The sequence below is a fragment of the Mesorhizobium sp. B2-8-3 genome (assembly GCF_006440815.1).
Classification (GTDB): Bacteria; Pseudomonadota; Alphaproteobacteria; order Rhizobiales; family Rhizobiaceae; genus Mesorhizobium.
In genome coordinates this window covers 182,693-200,698 of record NZ_VFTW01000009.1, presented here as the reverse complement: position 1 = coordinate 200,698, position 18,006 = coordinate 182,693, and the positions used below count along the sequence as shown (strand labels likewise).

The window sequence follows — 18,006 nt, the reverse complement described above, 5'->3', positions numbered from 1 at the left end:
GGCGTTGGGCAAGGCGATCCTCTCGGCGGATGCCGGGTCCGGGCAAGCCGCGGACCCGGCGGTGGGCGTTACTGGCCGGCGTTGTCCAGCATCTTGTAATAGGGGTCGAGGTCGGCGGCGGTGATCACCTTGGCCGGCAGCGGGTTGCTGTAGGGGACGGCCTTGCCCTGGGCGAGATCGCCGAGCAGTTCGGCAACCTTGGCGCTCTCTTCATAGAGCGGCTGCGCGACGATGCCGTAGGCGGCGCCCGATTTCACCAGGTCGAGATTCTGCCTGATATAGTCCATGCCGATGATGACGACGTCGCGTCCAGCCTTGCGGGCCGCGCCCGACCAGGTCTGGATGCTGTTGCCGGTGGTGCCGAAGGCCGCGGTCACGTCCGGATTGCCTTGCAGGATCGCCACCGCCTTGGCCTCGGCCGCCGATGGTTCGAAGCCTTCCATCTGGGTGTCAAGCACCTTGATGTTGGGGTACTTCTCGGCGATGGTCTTGCGGAAAGCGGCCGACATGGCGTTCTCGGTATCGTTGGACGCACCCTGGGTGAGCGCCACTGTGCCCTTGCCGCCGAGCTTTTCGCCGATTGCGACGGCGGCGTTCTGGCCGGCGCCGGCAATATCCTCGCCTGTCGCTGCCTTCAGCCCCTGGACCGTGCCTTCCGGCGGCAGCACATGCCAGGTCACGATCGGGAATCCCTCCTTGGCCAGCTTGGAAATGTAGGAGTAGATCGCCGGATCGGGACCATAGACGCCGATCGCGTCGTATTTGGTGCGGGCCAGGGCGGCTTCGGCCAGCGGCAGCGTTGCTGGAATGTCCCAATTCGTCGCGCTCGGGTCGCCGACGACTTCGCAGATGTAGCCGAGCTCCTTGCATTTGTTGAGGAAACCCGCCTGCATCAGCCGGTGCACAGGGTGATCCTTCATCGCCTGCACCCAGAGCAGGTGGATGTCGGCCGCCTGGGCGAGGCTCGCCGAACCCAGCGACGTGGCAGCCGCCACGGCCGCGAAAGCAGTGCGGATCAGTCCTTTTCTCAAATCGATTTTCATGTCCTACCTCCCTTGCTTCACCGGCGTTCTTGCCGGCGTAAGATCTGCTGTTCGCGTCATCTTCCGGCGTTTGGAAATGGTCCGTGCGTGAGTTCGTTGCTCCTCGTGGCCGGCTATGCGCCGGCGATGAAGTAGCGGCGGCGCACAATGTCGAGCCCAACGGCCATGACCATGATCACGCCCACCGCGATCTGCTGCCAGTTGGAGTTGACGCCGATGACGACGAGGCCGCTCTGCACAACCTTCAGCATCAGGATGCCGACAACGCCGCCGGCGACCGTGCCGGCGCCGCCGAACAGGCTGACGCCGCCGACCACGACTCCGGCGATGACCGTCAGTTCCCAGCCGCTGCCGATCGAGGTGCCGCCGCTGCCGAGATCGGCCATGACGAACATGCCGGCAATCGCCGCCAGCGCGCCGACGACGATGAAGGCGCCGATCTTGTAGGCGCTGGTGTCGATGCCGACGAGGCGCGCCACTTCCTGGTTGCCGCCGGTGGCGTAGATGTTGCGTCCAAGCACGGTGCGCCGCAGGACGAAATCGGCGGCGATCGCCGCGACGATGAAGAAGGCAAAGCTCCAGCCGAGGCCGAAGGCGAGGTCGGTGCCGCCGATCGCACTGATCGCCTCCGGCAGCGGATAGACGGGGTAGCCGCCCGTCACCACCTGGATCAGGCCCTGGCCGATGAACAGCATGCCGAGCGTCTGGATGAAGGCGGGGATGCCGAGCCTGACGACGATAAGGCCGTTGACCAGGCCGATCAGCGCACCAACGCCCACACCGCCTAGAATGGCGACGGTCACCGGCAGCGCGGCCGCCGTCATCAGCTTGGCGGCGACGACCGCGGACAGCCCGGCCACCGAGCCGACGGACAGGTCGAACTCGCCGGCGACCAGAAGGATGGTCTGGCCGATGGCGATGATGCCGACAAACGACACGACGTTGAGAATGGCGCGGATGTTGCGCTCCGACAGGAAAGCCGGTTCGAGCAGCCAGAAGAAGACGATCAGCAGAGCCATCGCCGCCAGCACGCCCACTTCGCCGATGGCAATGAAGCCGATCAGCCGCCGCCGGAACGATTGCCCATCCCGGGGCGGCGATCTCACGTCAGCCGCGCTTTCCATCCTGACCTCCCTGGCGGCGCACGCCACCGGCCCCGCAACCGGCACTGTCGCGCCCACGCCGATCCCGGCGCACTCCTCTACGTCATTAAGATTATAATATTATAACTTGTCAACGACGAAAATTTCAGAAGTCGGAAGACGCCGGCACATCGCTGGAAAGCACATGCCGCAGCCGCTATGAATGGCGGTGGCCGTGCGACCCGGAGCTGGGTTTTTCCCTTGGCGCATCGTGCTTTGTTGGAGCTTGGCGATGACGGATGGGTCACGGGACGACCCTGGCGGAAACACACCGTCGCAGCGCCTCGGGGTTCGCGAGATCGCGAGACGCATCGGCGTCGCGCCCATAACCGTGTCGCGCTCCCTGTCCAATCCCGGCAGGGTCTCAGCGGAGACGCGTGCCAAAGTTCTGGAAGCCATAGAGCAGATCGGCTTCGTGCCCAACCAGCTTGCTTCCAGCATGCGCGGCAACGGTCGCATGATCGGGACGGTTGTGCCGCCGCTGATCAATTCGGGCATCGCAGAGCAGGTGCAAGGCATGTCCGACGAATGCCATGAGGGCGGCTATTCGATGCTCCTGGTGCAGGGCGAATTCACGCGGGAAGCCGAGGAGAAAGCGATCCGCACGCTGCTCGGCTGGCGCCCGGTCGGCATGATCCTTCAGAGCTTCGTGCAAAGCGAAACGGCGCGCGCCTTGCTGAAGGGCAGCGGCGCGCCGGTGGTCGAGATCTCCGAGGTCAAGGGCCGCGATCCGATCGACATGGTGGTCGGCGTCTCCAATTTCGAAACCGCCTACGCCATGACCATGCATCTGGCCGCCAAGGGCTACAGGCGGATCGGCTTCGTCTCGACGCCGATCCACGGCAATGACCGCCTGCAACAGCGCCGCACCGGTTATCACGCGGCGCTGACCGAGCTCGGCATCAAGAACCATGACGCTATGGAGGTCGAGGTGCCGATCACCGCGCAGGGCGGCGCCGAGGCGCTGATCACGCTCACGTCACGGCACAAGGACATCGATGCCATCTTCTTTTCCAGCGACACGCTGGCCGTCGGCGCCGTGCAGGAATGCCACCGGCGGGGTTGGGCGGTGCCCGGCAGGATCGCCATCGCCGGTTATGGCGACATGGACCTCGCCGCGCAGCTCTATCCGCGGCTGACCACGGTGAAGGTCAATCGCTACGACATGGGCCGTCGCGCCGTGCGGCAATTGCTGGCGAGACTGGGCGGCGACGGCGAGGTGCCGGCCGTCACCAGCCTAGGCTTCGAGATCATCGACCGTGAAAGCGCCTAGTTTTTCGTCATGCACCGGCGGAGCAGCCGCGAAGCGGCGTCGCTCACGGAGGCCTTGCCAGTTTAGAGGCCAGGTTTCCCCGCTTCTTCCCGTCGCCCCAGGCGCTTCTCCCAGCCTTCGGCATGGACGTTGAGATAGGCGTTGGGGTCGTAAGGGTGGTCCTTGATCGCATCGAGGTTGAGATCGATGCCGAGCCCCGGCGCTTGCGGCAGCGACAGGTGACCATTGTCCGGGTTGACGGTCGGGTGCCAGGTCACCAGCTCGCGGGTCCACGGATCGTTGAAGGCGTCGAAATGCTCCTGGATCAGGAAATTCGGCACCGCCGCCGCCAACTGCAGGCATACCGCCGTCGCCACCGGTCCGCCGCTCTGATGTGGCGCGATATGGCTGCCATGGGCTAAAGCCAGATTGGCGACCTGCATCGATGGCGCGATGCCGCCAAGGGACATCGGCTCGGGCTGGAAGATGTTGACGCCGCCGCCGGCCGCCAGCGTGTAGAACTGGCCGACCGTGTCGTACATCTCGCCGGTCGCCACGGGAATGGGCGAGCGGTGCGCCACCTCATGCACGGTCTCCTGACGGTCGCGCGAGGTCGGCTCCTCCCACCAGTAGATGTCGAGGTCGGCGAATTTCTGTGCCGCCTGAAGTGCTGCGATCTCGGTGAAGCGCGCATGTACGTCGATCAGGATCAGCGTGTCGCGCGGCAGCTCGTCGCGCAGTTTGCGGCAGATCGCGTAGGAAAGATCCAGCTCCTCGCGCGAAATGAAACCTTGCGCGGTACCGAACGGGTCTAGCTTGAACGCCTTGAAGCCTTTCGCCAGGACGGCCCTCGCGGCTTCGAGAAAGGCCTCCGGCGTGCGCTCGGTGCGATACCAGCCATTGGCATAGCCAAGCACGCTGTCGCGCACCTGCCCGCCGAGAAGCTGGTGGATCGGCACGCCCAGGCTCTTGCCCAGAATATCCCAGCAGGCGACCTCGATCGCCGCGATCACCGTGCGGTGGATGTGGCCGCCGTCGAGCGAAACACTGTCCAGCATGCGCTTGGCCAAAGCGTTGATGCGGCGCGGATCCTGGCCGATGGCGAGATGCTTGAGCTCATGCACGCCGGCTTCTGTGGTCTTGATGAAACCGTTCAGCGTGCCTTCGCCGATGCCGTGAATGCCCTTGTCGGTATGGACCTTGACGAACAGCCAGTTCTTCCAGCCGGCGCCGACGGCAAAGGTCTCGATGTCGGTGATCTTCATGCGGAATCTAACCCAAACCAGTGATCGTCGCGACGACGGCCTCGGTCGTCAGGCCGTATTTTGCCTGCAAGGTCGGCACCGCGCCGCATTCGATATAGCGGTCGGGCAGGCCGATGCGCGTCACTTTCTTCGCGATGCCGGCCTCGAACAGGCTCTCGACGACAAGGCTCGCAAGGCCGCCGGTGGCGACATGGTTTTCCGCCGTGACGATCCGCTCGACGCCCGACGCGAACTCAGCCACCGCGCCGGCGTCGAACGGCTTGATCGTCGGCACGTGCAGGACGCCAGTCGAAATGCCCTGTTTCTGCAGGGTCTCCGCCGCGTCCAGCGCCCGCTCGGTCATGAAGCCGGTCGAGATGATGCCGACATCGGAGCCTTCGCGAAGCCGCCGCGCCTTGCCGATCTCGAATTTGTAGCCAGGCTCGAACACGACGGGAACGTTGCCGCGCAGCAGGCGCATGTAGACAGGACCTTGATGCTCGGCGATCGTGACCGTCGCCGCTTCGATCTCGGTCGCATCGCAGGGGTCGATGACGGTCAGGCCGGGGATCATGCGCATCAGCGCCAGATCCTCGATCGCCTGATGCGTGCCGCCATAACCGGTCGTCAATCCCGGCAGGCCGGCGATGATCTTCACATTGAGGTTCGAGTGGGCAAGCGCGATGGCGACGAAATCATAGGCGCGGCGTGTCGCGAACACCCCATAGGTGGTGGCGAACGGCACCTTGCCGGTGCGGGCCAGCCCGGCGGCGACGGCAACCAGATTCTGCTCGGCCATGCCGACATTGAAGAAGCGCTCGGGAAAAGCATCCCGGAACGGCAGGATGTCGGTGTATTTGCCAAGGTCGGCGGTCAGCCCGACGATGTCGTTACGGGTCTGCCCAAGCCTGGCCAGGGCCCGGCCGAACGGCGCTTCGACACTTTGCCGGCCGCCGCCGACAGCCTCGTCCTGGCCCATGGCCAGCGTCCGTCCGGCTTTGGTGCCGCTGCCGCTCATTGCTCCGGTCCCACGCTTTTGTCGAACTCGGCGATGATGCCGTCCCATTGCGCCAGATCGATGCGGAAGAAATGCGATTTCTCGCTGGTCTCAATGCACGGCACGCCCTTGCCGGGCAGGGTGCGCAGCACGATCGCCTTCGGCTTGCGGTTGCGCTGGCGCGCGCCGGCCAGCGCGTCGACGACGGCCTTCATGTCGTTGCCGTCGATCTCCGCCGTCTCCCAGCCGAAGGCGCGCCATTTGTCGGCCACCGGCTCCATGTCCAGCACCACGGGCCCATCGGCCTGGATGCCGTTGCAGTCGATCAGCGCCACCAGCCCGTCCAGCTCGAAATGGCTGGCCGACATCGCCGCTTCCCAGGTCGAGCCTTCCTGCATCTCGCCGTCGGAGAGCTCGACGAAGACGCGCGCGTCCGAGCGATCGAGGCGCAGTCCGAGCGCCTGGCCGACACCTTGGCCGAGGCCGTGGCCGAGCGAGCCGCCGATAACCTCGACGCCGGGCGTGGTGTCGAGCGTCGACATCTCGAGCCGGCTGTCGTCGGCGCCATAGGTGACAAGTTCCTCGACAGGGATGATGCCGGCCTCGGCCAGGGCCGCCCAAAGCGCGATCGAGTAATGCCCGGTCGACAGCAGGAAACGGTCGCGATGCGGCCATGCCAGATTGTGCGGGTCGTAGCGCAGTTCGTGGAAATACAGCGCCGCCAGAACGTCGGCGATGCCGAGGCCCTGGCCGATATAGCCCTGGCCCTGGCCGCGCGCCATGGTCAGCATGTGGCGACGCAGCAGCGTAGCCTTGCGTTGAAGCGCCGCGACATCGGCGCTGCCGGGAGGAGAGTTTCGCAGCATGGGATGCCTAGTCCTTGTCCAGCCCGCCCGACATGTTGAGCCGCTCGGCGGTCATGTATTTGGGCGCATCGAGGCAGAGCCAGACGACGGCCTCGGCCACCTCGGAAATCTCGGCGCGGCGGCCGAGCGGGATGCGGCGCGTCCGCTCGTCGAGGAAGGCCTGCAGATCGGAGCGGCCATTGGCGCGGGCGAGATCGAGCTCGGTCGAACGCTGCATCTCGGTGTCCATCATGCCCGGCGCCAGGCTGTTGACCAACACGCCATAGGGCGCAAGTGCGACCGCCGCGGCGCGGGTGATGGAATCGACGCCAGCCTTGCTCGCCGTATAGGCGGTGTAGTCGGGCAGCGCCATGCGCGAGCCGGGCGAGGTGATGTTGACGATGCGCCCCGAGCGCTGCTCGCGCATCACCCGGCCGGCCGCCTTGCAGGCCATGGCAAGCGCCGTGACGTTGAGCGCGAGCGTGCGCGTCCAGGCCTTGAAGGTGGCGTCGAGGAAGGGCTCGATCACGCCATAGCCGGCATTGTTGACGAGTATGTCGATGCCGCGCCAGCGCGCGACCACTTTTTCGACCGCCGTTTCCGGAGCGCCTTCGAGCGTGAAGTCGCCGATGATGATCTCGGCTTCCGCCCCGGTCCGGCCGATCTGCCGGGCCGTCTCTGTCAGGCCTTCGCCATTGATGTCGGTAACGGCGACGGCACAGCCGCGCCTGGCCAGTTGCAGCGCCACCTCGCGGCCAAGCCCCCCGGCGGCGCCGGTGACAAGCGCCCGTCGCGTCATCGTGTCTGGAATTTCAGCAGGCAAGCCAACCTCCTCTCAAGGTCATCTTGACGCGATGGATACCGGTATCCATAGATGGCTGTCAACGGGCTTGTGCTACTGTTCGCGGGCCGTTGGAGCCGGGAGGAAAAATTGAAGATCGTCGCGCTTGAAACGCTGCAGCTGGCGGAGTTCCCGTTCCTGTTCTGGCTTCGCGTCCACACCGATGCCGGCCTCATCGGCACCGGCGAAACCTTCTGGGCGCCGGGGCCTGTCGCCTCCTACATCCACGACAATGTCGCGCCCTACCTCATCGGCAAGGACCCCCGCGATATCGAGCTGCACGACCGCACGCTGGGCAGCGTCTATGTCGGCGCGCGCGATTCCGGCGCCGAGGTGCGCGGCAATTCCGCGGTCAACATCGCGTTGTGGGATATTTACGGCCAGGCGCTTGGCGAGCCGGTCTGGCGGCTGCTGGGCGGCCGCACGCACAGAAACGTGCCGATCTACAACACCTGCGCCGGCTACAAGCATGTGCGCGCCAGCAAGAAGAACGCGCTGTTCGAGCGCGGCGAGGACTGGTCGCTCAAATCGGGCGATTCCAACGAAGGCCCGTATGAGGATCTGCTCGCGTGGCGCTACAACGCCGGCGACCTCGCCAGAAGCCTGAAATCCGAAGGCATCGGCGCCATGAAGATATGGCCGTTCGATATCGCGGCCGAGGCATCGAACGGCGCCCGCATTTCGCTTGCCGACCTCGACAAGGCACTGGAGCCGTTCCAGAAGATCCGCGACGCCGTCGGCCGCGACATGGAGATCATGGTCGAATTGCATGGCCTCTGGAGCCTGCCGCCGGCGCTGCGCATCGCCGAAGCGCTGAAAGCCTATGACGTCGCCTGGCTGGAGGAGCCGATCCGCTACAACGAACTCGACGCCATGGCCGAGTTGGCGCGCCACACATCGATCCCGATCGCCGCCAGCGAGCGGCTGGCCACGCGGCAGATGTTCAAGCAGCTTATCGACAAGCGCGCCGCTAGCGTGATCATGATCGACCTCGCCTGGTGTGGCGGCCTTTCCGAAGCGCGCAAGATCGCCAACATGGCCGAGGCCAGCGAATTGCCGGTGACGCTGCACGACTGCACGGGGCCGATCGTCTATACAGCCAGCTGCGCGCTGTCGGCCACCTTGCCGAACGTCAATTACCAGGAAGCCGTGCGCGCCTATTTCACTGGATGGTACACCGAGATCGTCGCCGACATTCCGCCGGTGAGTGACGGCCGTGTCGCGCCGCTCGAGGGGCCGGGGCTCGGTCTCAGCCTTCGGCCGGAGCTGTTCCAGCGGCCCGATGCCACGGTGCGCATGACCAGGATCTAGCGCACGGTTTTTTCGCCAGGACCTTTGTCAAAACAAAGTGATGGAGCGTTTCGCCGGCTCGGTGAAACGGTGAACGCGCTTGCGCCTCGCAGGCTCTGCTCAGAGCCTGTAGACATTATGCTATTATAATCTATGATGAACCCGAAGCGAGCAGCCACAAGCTCGCCGCCGGCGCGTTTCTGTCCGGCGCCAGACGGATTCACGGGAGGTTTTGGTGGCAATTTCTGCGGCGCGCGCACGCGAGGATTTCAACGGTGCGCCAAATCTGCCCGACCGAAAAATCCTGCTCGACCTGTTCGAGCGCATGGTGTTGCTGCGCCGCTTCGAAAGCATTGCCCAGATCGCCTGCCGCAAGGGTGAGACGCCCGGCTTTCTGCATCTTTACATCGGCGAGGAAGCGACCGGCGTCGGGGTCTGTGCGCATTTGCGGCCGACCGACTGGGTCACGTCGACCCATCGCGGCCACGGCCATGCCCTGGCCAAGGGCGCCAATCCCGGGCGCGTGATGGCCGAGCTGTTCGGCAAGGCCGACGGCATTTGCGGCGGCCGCGGCGGCACCATGCATCTCTATGACCGCTCGGTCGGCTTGTTCGGCACCAACGGCATCGTCGCCGCCGGGATCGGCCATGCCGTCGGCATCGGCATGAGCGCCCGCCAGCAGGGCCGCGACGACATCGGTGTTGCTTTCTTCGGCGACGGCGCCGCCAACCATGGCGGCTTCCACGAGGCGCTCAATTTCGCGGCGGTGCAGCGGGCGCCTGCGGTTTTCATCTGCGAGAACAATCTCTACGCCACCGCCACGCCGCTCAAATCGATCACGCTCAATCCCGAGATCGCCACCAAGGCCGCGTCCTACGGCATGCCCGGCGTCGCCGTCGACGGCAACGACGTCTTCGCCGTCTGGTTGGCCATGAAGGAAGCGACCGAACGTGCCCGCGCCGGCAAGGGCCCGACGCTGATCGAAGCCAAGACCTATCGCACCGTCGGCCACCACGAGGGCGACCCGGTCATCGGTACCTATAGGACGCAGGAAGAGCTCGACGCCTGGATCAAGCGCGATCCGATCGACATGTTCCGCAAGCGGCTGATCGAAGAGTACGGCGTCGCCGATGCCGAGGCGCTCGCGGCAATAGAGGCGCGGATCGAGAAGGTGGTCGAGGAGGCGCTCGCCTTCGCCCGCACTTCGCCCGAGCCAGATCCAGCAACGGTGCGCCTGCACGTCTTTGCCGATCCGATCAATCCGCCGGCTGCCCTGCAGCCGCGCGCCGTCGGCGAGACGCGAACGCAAGGCTGGCTCGAGGCGGTGCGCGACGGCATTGCCGAAGAGATGCGCGCCAATCCAGCGATCCTTTACTTCGGCGAGGGCACCGGCGAGCGCGGCGGCAGCTTTGCCCACACGAGGAACCTGTGGCAGGAGTTCGGTGCCGAGCGGATGGTCGACACGCCGATTTCGGAGCAGGGTTTTACCGCCGCCGCCGTCGGTGCTTCGGCTACCGGCGCGCGCACCGTTTCCGACCTGATGTTCGCCGACTTCGCCTTCGAAACCGCAGGGCAGATTTTTCTGCAGGCGGCGAAGCTGCGTTACATGACCAGCGGCGTCATGAGCGCGCCGATGGTGGTGCGCGTCGGCGCCGGCGCGCTGCGCAGTTCCGGCCCGCATCACAGCGGCATCTACCACCCGGTCTTCGCCCATATGCCGGGCTTGATCGTCTGCGTGCCGTCGAACCCGGCGGACGCCAAGGGCCTGATGAAGACCGCGCTCCGGGCCGGCGATCCGGTCATCATGCTCGAACCCAAGGCGCTGTTCGCCTCCAAGGGTGAGGTGCCGGTCGGCGAGCATTATGTGCCGTTCGGCGTCGCGCGGATCGCGAGGGTGGGCCGCGACATCACCATCGTCGCGGCCGGGCAGATGGTGCAGCGCGCGTTGGAAGCCGCGGAGGCATTGGCCGCCGATGGCATCGAGGCCGAGGTGATCGACCCGCGCACCATCATGCCGCTCGACATCGACACGATCGTGGCCAGCGTCAGGAAGACGCATCGCCTGCTCGTCATCGACGAGGCGTGGGCAATGTGCGGCCTTGGCGGCGAGATCGCTCAGGCGATCAACGAGCTCGCCTTCGACGAGCTCGACGCCCCGCCCGGAAGGCTGCATACAGCACCGACGTCGCATCCCTTCGCGCCGGTGCTGGAGCGAGCCATGCTGGTCGACACCGCACGCATCGCCCAAGGCATTCGCGACGTCGTCGCCGGCAAGCCGCCGGTGCCGGATCACTGGTACACCGTCGGCCTGAAAAGCGCCGCGCCGGCAAAGCCAGCACCTGTTTCAGCCAAGCCGCAGCCCACGGCACCAGCCGCTTCCATCGCCACCGCCGGCGACGACGAGCCGATCACGATGCCGTTCGGCGATCTCACCGTCAGCGAAGGCACGGTCGTCAAATGGCTGAGGGCGGTGGGCGACGCGGTGAAAGAAGGCGAGCTGATCGCCGAGATCGAGACCGACAAGGCCGTGGTCGAGATCGAGGCGCCGGTCAGCGGAACGCTCAACGCCATCGATCAGCCGGTCGGCGCCGTGGTGCCGATGGGCGGGCGCATCGGCGGCATCAAGAGATAATCATCCATATCCGAAGGGCAAGCATGAAGATCCTGTGCGCCAATTGGCAAGCCGCGGACGAGGCCGAGCTCGAACGCGAGCACTATCCCGACATCGAGCTCATCCTGGCCCGCTCGACAAATGACAAAGCCGCCGCGCTCGATCCGGCGGTTTGCCAGGCGGTCGACGCGGTCATCAACTATTCGCCGACCCATAATGTCGCCGCCGCGCCAGCCGCCTTTCCCAAAGCCAGGATCGCGGTGCGCTCCGGCGTCGGCTTCGACAACATCGATACGTCCGGCTGGGGCGCGCGCAAGATTCCCGCCTGCAACGTGCCCGACTATGGCACCACCGAAGTCGCCGATCACGCCATCGGCCTGATGCTGGCGCTGACGCGCGGCACGTCCACCTATGGCGCCGAGCTTTCGGCCAATGGCGCCGAGGGTTGGCATTTCTCCAAGGCGCCGCTGGTGCGCCGTCACAAGGGGGCGACCTTCGGCGTCGTCGGGCTGGGCCGCATCGGACTTGCGGCGGCCCGCCGCGCCGCCGCCTTCGACATGAAGGTGGTGTTTTATGATCCGCATCTTCTGTCCGGTGTCGACCTGTCGACCGGCTATGACAGGGTGCATTCGCTGGCCGAGCTTATGGGGCGGGCCGATGTGGTTAGCGTGCATACGCCGTTGAGCGAGGAAACGCGCAAGCTCATCGGCGCGGATGCCTTCGCGGCCGCCAAGCCTGGCCTTGTCCTTGTCAACACGGCTCGGGGTCCGATCGTCGATCTCGACGCGCTGGAAGCAGCGCTGCGCAATGGCGTCGTCGCCGGCGCTGGGCTGGACGTCCTGCCGAACGAGCCCGGCGATCTCGAGCATTCGCTTCTGGCGGCGTGGCGGCGCCGCGAGCCGTGGATCGGCAACCGGCTGATCGTGACGCCGCACGCGGCCTTCTACAGCCCGGCGGCGATGCGCGACCTCAGGCTGAAATCAATCGAAGTCGTGCATGCCTATCTCGCCGAGGGTCGGCTGACCAACTGCGTCAACGCCGAGTTTCTGAAATGAACATGGCGGTGGCATCGCGGCTGGCTGTTTCGCCCTATGCGCGCCGGCTTGCCCGCGAGCGTGGCTTCCCGCTCGAAGCGCTCCACGGCAGCGGTCCGGGCGGTCGCATCCTGGCCGCCGACGTGCTTGACTTTACCCCGGTCGATGCGCCGGCAGAGCTTCTGGCCGCGGCCCCGGCGTCTTCGCCTGTCGCGTCCAGCATCGCCGCCTTCGCGACATCGATCGCGCTGGACGCGTTGCACGAGTTGCTGAGCGTGCTGGAGAGCTCGGGGAAGGTGTTCGACATCGACGACATCGTGTTGCGTGCCACCGGTTGCGCGTTCGGCGAGATTTCAGAAGTGGCCAAGGTCAGGGAAGCGCCCGTGGCGCTCGAACTCGGCAACAGGCAAGTCATGTTCGCGACCACATCGGGAATGCCGCTGACGGCGCTGCGCGCGGCGCGGCTTGCGGCGCAAGCGGACAATCGCGACGATGCGCAAAAACCGGCCGTCCTGTCGGTGCGGCTGCTGCCGCCGAGCGATATCCGGCCGGTGACGATGCCGCTGTTGCCGGGCCGGGCCATGCGCCTGACAGTCTCGGTCGGCTCCGCCGGTGACAACGCCGAATGCCTGCTGACGGTGGACGCCGCGCGTGTCGACGAGGCAACCTCGACGGTCTGGCTCGCCGAGTTGAAATCGGCGGTCGAACATCCGCTTCGGCTCTTTGTCTAAGCATTGCCGCAAAACCGCAGTTTTGCGCGTCATGCGATAGCCTCGGGCGGCGGAAGCTATTATAAAAGCTTCGACACAGACGCGACGAGGCTCATGGACAACACCGTTCCCACCATCGACAGTCTTCCCAGGCGCTCGCTTGGACGTTCCAACGGGCCGCTCTATCGCCAGCTCGCCGACATCTTGCGCGTGCCGATCGGTGACGGCACCTTTCCCGTCGGCGGGGAATTGCCGAAGGAAGCGGCGATCGCCGAGCACTTCGGGGTCAGCCTGATCACCGTGCGCCAGGCGCTGCGCGATCTCGAAGCCGACGGACTGATCAAGAAGCGCTCGGCGAAACCGGCGGTGGTCGCGGCGCGCAGCCCGTCGGTCAATCTGAGCTGGAAGTTCAAGAACTTCGCCGACATGGCGGCCTTCACCAAGGACGCGCAGCTTACGGTGAAATCCTATCGCAAGGAGGTCTCACCTGTGCTCCAGCGCCATTTCGGCATGGGCAAGGAGGAGGCGGGCTATTGCCTGCGCAGCGTGCTGTCGATCGGCGAACAGAGGAAGGCGCAGATCACCACCTATTTCCCTCCCGACATCGGCGCCAGGCTGAAGCGCGAAGACTTCTCCGACGTGCTGATCTTCCGCTCGGTGCAGAAGCATCTCGGCCTGCGCCTCGACGTGGCGCATGTCACCGTGCGCGCCGAAATCGCCGACGAGGCGGTTGCCGCCGATCTCGGCATCGCACTGGGCAGCGCGGTGCTGACGGTGGAGATGCTCTATCAGTCGGCCGACCAGCGCAGCATCGAATTCTCCGTCGCCCGCCATCCCGCCGATATTTTCAGCATCACCTACGACGCGCCGAACGACCTCTCGTGAGACCGCTCGAAAGTGCGATTTCTGCCGTCGCGTGCATGGACAGGCCTATAAAATTATAATAGCATGATAGCTAGGCTGAGGTGCCGGCGGTAGGCGAGATAGCGCGCGAATTCCGCCCGCGGCCGTAGCTGTCGAGACGCCCGGTGTCTGATCAAGAAGGCGCAGTCCATCGCCAGCCGGGAGGAACATAGGGAGGAGACAATGCAGTCGAGGAGCCTGTGCGCCGGCCTGGTCGCGCTTGCCGGATTCGCAGCCTGCGCTGGAGCGACATCCGGCCATGCCGAAGCCAAGAAGACCTACGCCATCTACCTTTCCAACAATTTTGTCGGCAATGACTGGCGCCAGCAAATGGAGCGCGTCGCCAATGTCGCGGTCAACAAGGGGCCGCTGAAAGGCCGCGTCGACCTCAAGATCGAAAATGCCGAAAACACTGTACAGGCGCAGATCAATTCCCTGAACAACATCATTCGCCAGAAGCCCGACGCGATCCTGATCGACGCGTCGTCGGCCGAGGCTCTCAATCCAACGATCAAGAAAGCCTGCGACGCCGGCATAATCGTCGTCAGCTTCGACCAGACCGTGTCGGCCGAATGCGCCTACAAGCTGCATTCCGACTTCGACATCATGGCCAACAACCAGGCCGAATGGATGGCCTCCATGCTCGGCGGCAAGGGCAAGGTCTTCATGGACCGGGGCCTCGCAGGCGCGCCGATATCCGAGCAGTTCGAAAGGAATTTCGGCGCCGTGCTCAAGAAATATCCCGGCATCGAGATCGTCGGCTATTTCAACGGCAACTACGCCGCAGGGCCTGAACAGGAAGGCGTGGCGAGCCTGCTCGCCGCGCACCCGGAGGTCGACGGCATCTTCTCGCAAGGCTACGGCACCGGCGCCATCAAGGCGCTGCAGAATGCCGACCGGCCGATGGTGCCGGTCGTCGCCGCCGCCTTCAACGGCACCGGCGTCAGCTGCGCCGAGACCAAGGGAGCGAAATGCTGGCTCGGCGCCAATCCGCCGTCCCTGTCAGCCGAAGCGACCAAGCTCGCCGTCGACATTCTCGATACCGGCAAGAAGCCGGCCGACACGACCGTGCTGTTCAATTCGCCCGGCCTGACCACGGATATGGTCGATGCCAAATACGCGCCGAATTCCTCGGCCGTGAAGATCGAACTCGGCAAGACCGTATTCCCCGATCTGGCGCCGGGCCTTTCGCTGCCGGTATCGCCAAGCTGGGTGGAGATCACGCCCAAGGAGGCCTCGGGAAGCTGATTTGATGAGGGCAGGGGCACCGCATCGCGGCGCCACGATTTCGAAACGAAAAACGGGAGGAGAAAATCATGAAATTATTGAGCCGTTACACCGGCCTTGCAGCGCTTGCAGCCACCATGATGGCGGTTGGCATGCAGGCCGGCCATGCCGAAGACAAGAAACCCTACACCATCTATCTCTCCAACAATTTCGTCGGCAATGACTGGCGCCAGCAGATGGAGCGCGTCGCCATCGTGTCGGTCAACAAGGGGCCGCTGAAAGGCCGCGTCGACCTCAAGATCGAGAATGTCGAGAACACGGTACAGGCGCAGATCAACTCGCTGAACAACATCATCCGCCAGAAGCCGGACGCGATCCTGGTCGATGCCGGTTCGGATTCGGCGCTCAACCCCACCATCAAGAAGGCCTGCGACGCCGGCATCGTCGTCATCAGCTTCGACCAGGTGGTGACCGAGCCTTGCGCCTATGCCGTCGCTTCCGATTGGGACCGCATTCCCGCCGTCATGGCCGAGTGGATGGCCATCCAGCTTGGCGGCAAGGGCAACATCATCCTCGACCGCGGCCTCGCCGGCGCACCGATCTCGGCGCAATTGCAGAGTGGGTACGAAAAGGTGCTGGCCAAATATCCCGACATCAAGGTTGTCGGCTATTACAACGGCAATTACGCGCTCGGTCCGGAACAGTCCGGCGTGGCGGCACTGCTTGCCGCCAATCCGAAGATCGACGGCATCATGACGCAAGGCTACGGCTCGGGCGCCATCCAGGCGCTGAAGGATGCCGGCCGGCCGATCGTCCCGGTCGTCGGCTTCTCCTACAATGTCGCCGCCGTCACCTGCGCGCAGACGCAAGGCGCCAAATGCATCCTCGGCTCGAATCCGGCCTATCTTTCCTCCGAAGCGATCAAGCTGGCGGTCGATATGCTGGACACCGGCAAGAAGCCGGCCGAACGCTCGGTGTCGGTCAAGGGTGATTTCGTGACGACCGATCCTTTCGAGTCGAAGCTTTATCCGGGCACCAAGATGATCAAGATCGCGGTCGGCGAAAATGCCTTCCCCGACCAGGCGCCCGGCCTGACGCTGCCGATCACGCCCGATTGGGTCGAGATCACCGCCGCGGAAGCCGCTGGCAGCAAGTAACATCCGGTTCCACGATCCTGTCTCCCGGCATCGAGCGATGCCGGGAGACCTTTTCGAGCAATTCCAGGAAAAGTGCGAGCGGTTTTCCGTCCGGAATTGCGTAAAAACAAAGAGATAGAGCGGTTCGCCGTTTCCTTGAAACGGTGAAACGCTCTGGAAAGCGGCCCATGGATCTCGTCACCGTCAACGGTCTGTCAAAACGCTATGGCGGCATCGTCGCGCTGAGCGAAGCTGCATTCAGCGCCCGCGCCGGCGAGGTGCACGCGCTGCTCGGGGAGAACGGAGCGGGCAAAAGCACCTTCATCCAGATCCTGTCGGGAGCGGTGCAGCATGACGGCGGCTCCATCCTCGTCGATGGCCAGGACTATCGGCCCGCGAACCCGGATGCCGCGCAGGCGCGCGGCATTGCCGCCGTCTTCCAGGAACTGTCGCTCATCCCCGATCTCAGCGTCGAGCAAAACATCTGGTTCCGGCACGAGCCAAGGACATGGCTTGGTACCGTCAACCGCGCGGAAATGCGCCGCGGGACGCTGGCGCTCCTGGCGAAATACGATTTCCCGGCGCTGCGTCCCGAACAGGAATTGCGGCGGCTGACGCTGGCCGAACGGCAGATCGTCGAGATCGCCAAGGGCCTGGCCAAGGACCCGCGCATCCTCATCCTCGACGAGGCGACTTCGGCGCTGCCGGCGCGGGAGGCGGAATGGCTGTTGAAGCTCACCCGGCAACTGGCCGCCGAAGGCAGGCTGGTCATCTTCATCTCGCATCGCATGGCCGAGGTGCGCGCCATCGCCGACCGGCTGACGATCTTCCGCAATGGCAGCACTGTCGCCGCGCATGAGGCCGCTGCCGTCTCCGACGACGAGATCGTCACCCAGATGATCGGCCGCCATCTCGACCGGCTCTATCCCGAGCGCGTGCCGACGATGACCGATCGCGTCGCGCTCAAGGTCGCAAACCTCGCCAGCGGCAGCCGTCTCTCAGGGGTCGACTTTTCGCTTCGCGAGGGCGAGGTGCTCGGCGTCGGCGGCTTGCAGGGCCACGGCCAGCGCGAATTGTTCCAGGCGCTGTTCGGCGCCACAAAGGCGAGCGGCACGATCGAGCTCTGGGGCAAGCCCGCGGCGATCGGCAATCCGCGCCAGGCCTTGACCGGCAAGGATGGCATCGCGCTGGTGCCGGAAGACCGGCGCGGCCAGGGCCTGCTCTTGACCAAGAGCGTACGCGAGAACCTGACGCTGTCGGTCATCAAGCGCTTCACCGAAAATGGCCTGCTCAGCCGGCAGAAGGAAGCAGCCCTGGTCAAGGAGATGGTCGATTTCCTGCGCATCAAGGCCGGCACGCCGGAACAGCTCGCCGGAACGCTGTCCGGCGGCAACCAGCAGAAGGTGATCTTCGGCAAGATGCTTCTGACGCAGGCGCGCGTGCTCCTGCTCTACGATCCTACACGCGGCGTCGATGTCGGCACCAAGGGCGAGATCTTCCAGCTGATGCGCGATCTCGCCGCCAAGGGCTACGCGATCCTGTTCCATTCGAGCGACATGCCAGAGCTCGTCCATGTCGCCGACCGCGTGCTGGTCATGCGCAACGGCCGTATCGCCGCGACGCTGGAGGGCGGGCATATTTCGGAGGAGGAAATCCTGCGCGCCGCCATGCTTGAAACCAGGGCGGCCTGAGGCATGGTGATGTCCGCGGAGCAAACTGTGGAAAGGGCGC

Annotated in this window: 15 protein-coding genes; 9 read left to right on the top strand and 6 right to left on the bottom strand. The window is 65.0% G+C overall.

The features are described from left to right. Positions 1–68 precede the first annotated feature (68 nt). Positions 69–1,043 carry a substrate-binding domain-containing protein gene (locus FJ418_RS16415; RefSeq protein ID WP_140855930.1) on the bottom strand — a complete coding sequence of 325 codons (975 nt, stop codon included), beginning with the start codon at positions 1,041–1,043 and terminating at the stop codon, positions 69–71. Between the two features lie 113 nt (positions 1,044–1,156). Beyond that, on the bottom strand, positions 1,157–2,149 hold the full coding sequence (locus tag FJ418_RS16410; RefSeq protein WP_246680716.1) for an ABC transporter permease: 993 nt from the start codon (positions 2,147–2,149) through the stop codon (positions 1,157–1,159). Positions 2,150–2,417: 268 nt separating this feature from the next. Here FJ418_RS16410 and FJ418_RS16405 point away from each other — a divergent pair, with 268 nt between their 5' ends. After that, positions 2,418–3,458, top strand: coding sequence for a LacI family DNA-binding transcriptional regulator (locus tag FJ418_RS16405; protein WP_140855926.1), 1,041 nt, complete (start codon positions 2,418–2,420; stop codon positions 3,456–3,458). Between the two features lie 62 nt (positions 3,459–3,520). On the opposite strand, the gene FJ418_RS16400 is transcribed toward FJ418_RS16405, so the two are convergent. The 4 genes from FJ418_RS16400 to FJ418_RS16385 are packed head-to-tail and all read right to left on the bottom strand — an operon-like array spanning position 3,521 to position 7,346. After that, positions 3,521–4,702 (bottom strand): mandelate racemase/muconate lactonizing enzyme family protein, encoded by a 1,182-nt coding sequence (locus FJ418_RS16400; protein ID WP_140867285.1) that lies wholly within the window; start codon positions 4,700–4,702, stop codon positions 3,521–3,523. A 7-nt stretch (positions 4,703–4,709) separates the two neighbouring features. Next, the gene (locus tag FJ418_RS16395; protein ID WP_140867282.1) at positions 4,710–5,699 is read right to left on the bottom strand and encodes a transketolase C-terminal domain-containing protein; all 990 of its coding nucleotides are present in this window, start codon (positions 5,697–5,699) and stop codon (positions 4,710–4,712) included. Further along, positions 5,696–6,544 (bottom strand): transketolase, encoded by an 849-nt coding sequence (locus tag FJ418_RS16390; RefSeq protein ID WP_140867279.1) that lies wholly within the window; start codon positions 6,542–6,544, stop codon positions 5,696–5,698. The genes FJ418_RS16395 and FJ418_RS16390 overlap by 4 nt, the downstream gene beginning before the upstream one ends. 7 nt (positions 6,545–6,551) lie before the next feature. Beyond that, positions 6,552–7,346: an SDR family oxidoreductase gene (locus FJ418_RS16385; protein ID WP_140867276.1), complete on the bottom strand. Its 795-nt coding sequence runs from the start codon at positions 7,344–7,346 to the stop codon at positions 6,552–6,554. Positions 7,347–7,454: 108 nt separating this feature from the next. Between FJ418_RS16385 and FJ418_RS16380 the strand changes: the two genes are divergently transcribed. From FJ418_RS16380 to FJ418_RS16345, 8 genes are all read left to right on the top strand, one after another. Next, a complete protein-coding gene (locus tag FJ418_RS16380) occupies positions 7,455–8,675 on the top strand; it encodes a mandelate racemase/muconate lactonizing enzyme family protein (protein WP_140867273.1) in 1,221 nt (406 codons plus the stop codon). A gap of 214 nt (positions 8,676–8,889) precedes the next feature. Next, positions 8,890–11,286, top strand: coding sequence for a thiamine pyrophosphate-dependent enzyme (locus FJ418_RS16375; RefSeq protein WP_140867270.1), 2,397 nt, complete (start codon positions 8,890–8,892; stop codon positions 11,284–11,286). A gap of 23 nt (positions 11,287–11,309) precedes the next feature. Beyond that, complete coding sequence (locus FJ418_RS16370) at positions 11,310–12,320, top strand: NAD(P)-dependent oxidoreductase (protein WP_140867267.1); 1,011 nt, start codon at positions 11,310–11,312, stop codon at positions 12,318–12,320. Next, complete coding sequence (locus FJ418_RS16365) at positions 12,317–13,030, top strand: E3 binding domain-containing protein (protein WP_140867264.1); 714 nt, start codon at positions 12,317–12,319, stop codon at positions 13,028–13,030. The genes FJ418_RS16370 and FJ418_RS16365 overlap by 4 nt, the downstream gene beginning before the upstream one ends. Before the next feature lie 93 nt (positions 13,031–13,123). Then, complete coding sequence (locus tag FJ418_RS16360; RefSeq protein ID WP_140640235.1) at positions 13,124–13,894, top strand: GntR family transcriptional regulator; 771 nt, start codon at positions 13,124–13,126, stop codon at positions 13,892–13,894. 201 nt (positions 13,895–14,095) lie between these two features. Next, positions 14,096–15,160, top strand: coding sequence for a substrate-binding domain-containing protein (locus tag FJ418_RS16355; RefSeq protein WP_246683066.1), 1,065 nt, complete (start codon positions 14,096–14,098; stop codon positions 15,158–15,160). 68 nt (positions 15,161–15,228) lie between these two features. Beyond that, positions 15,229–16,296 carry a substrate-binding domain-containing protein gene (locus tag FJ418_RS16350; RefSeq protein WP_140867261.1) on the top strand — a complete coding sequence of 356 codons (1,068 nt, stop codon included), beginning with the start codon at positions 15,229–15,231 and terminating at the stop codon, positions 16,294–16,296. A 167-nt stretch (positions 16,297–16,463) separates the two neighbouring features. Next, complete coding sequence (locus FJ418_RS16345; RefSeq protein WP_140867258.1) at positions 16,464–17,966, top strand: sugar ABC transporter ATP-binding protein; 1,503 nt, start codon at positions 16,464–16,466, stop codon at positions 17,964–17,966. Positions 17,967–18,006: the final 40 nt, after the last annotated feature.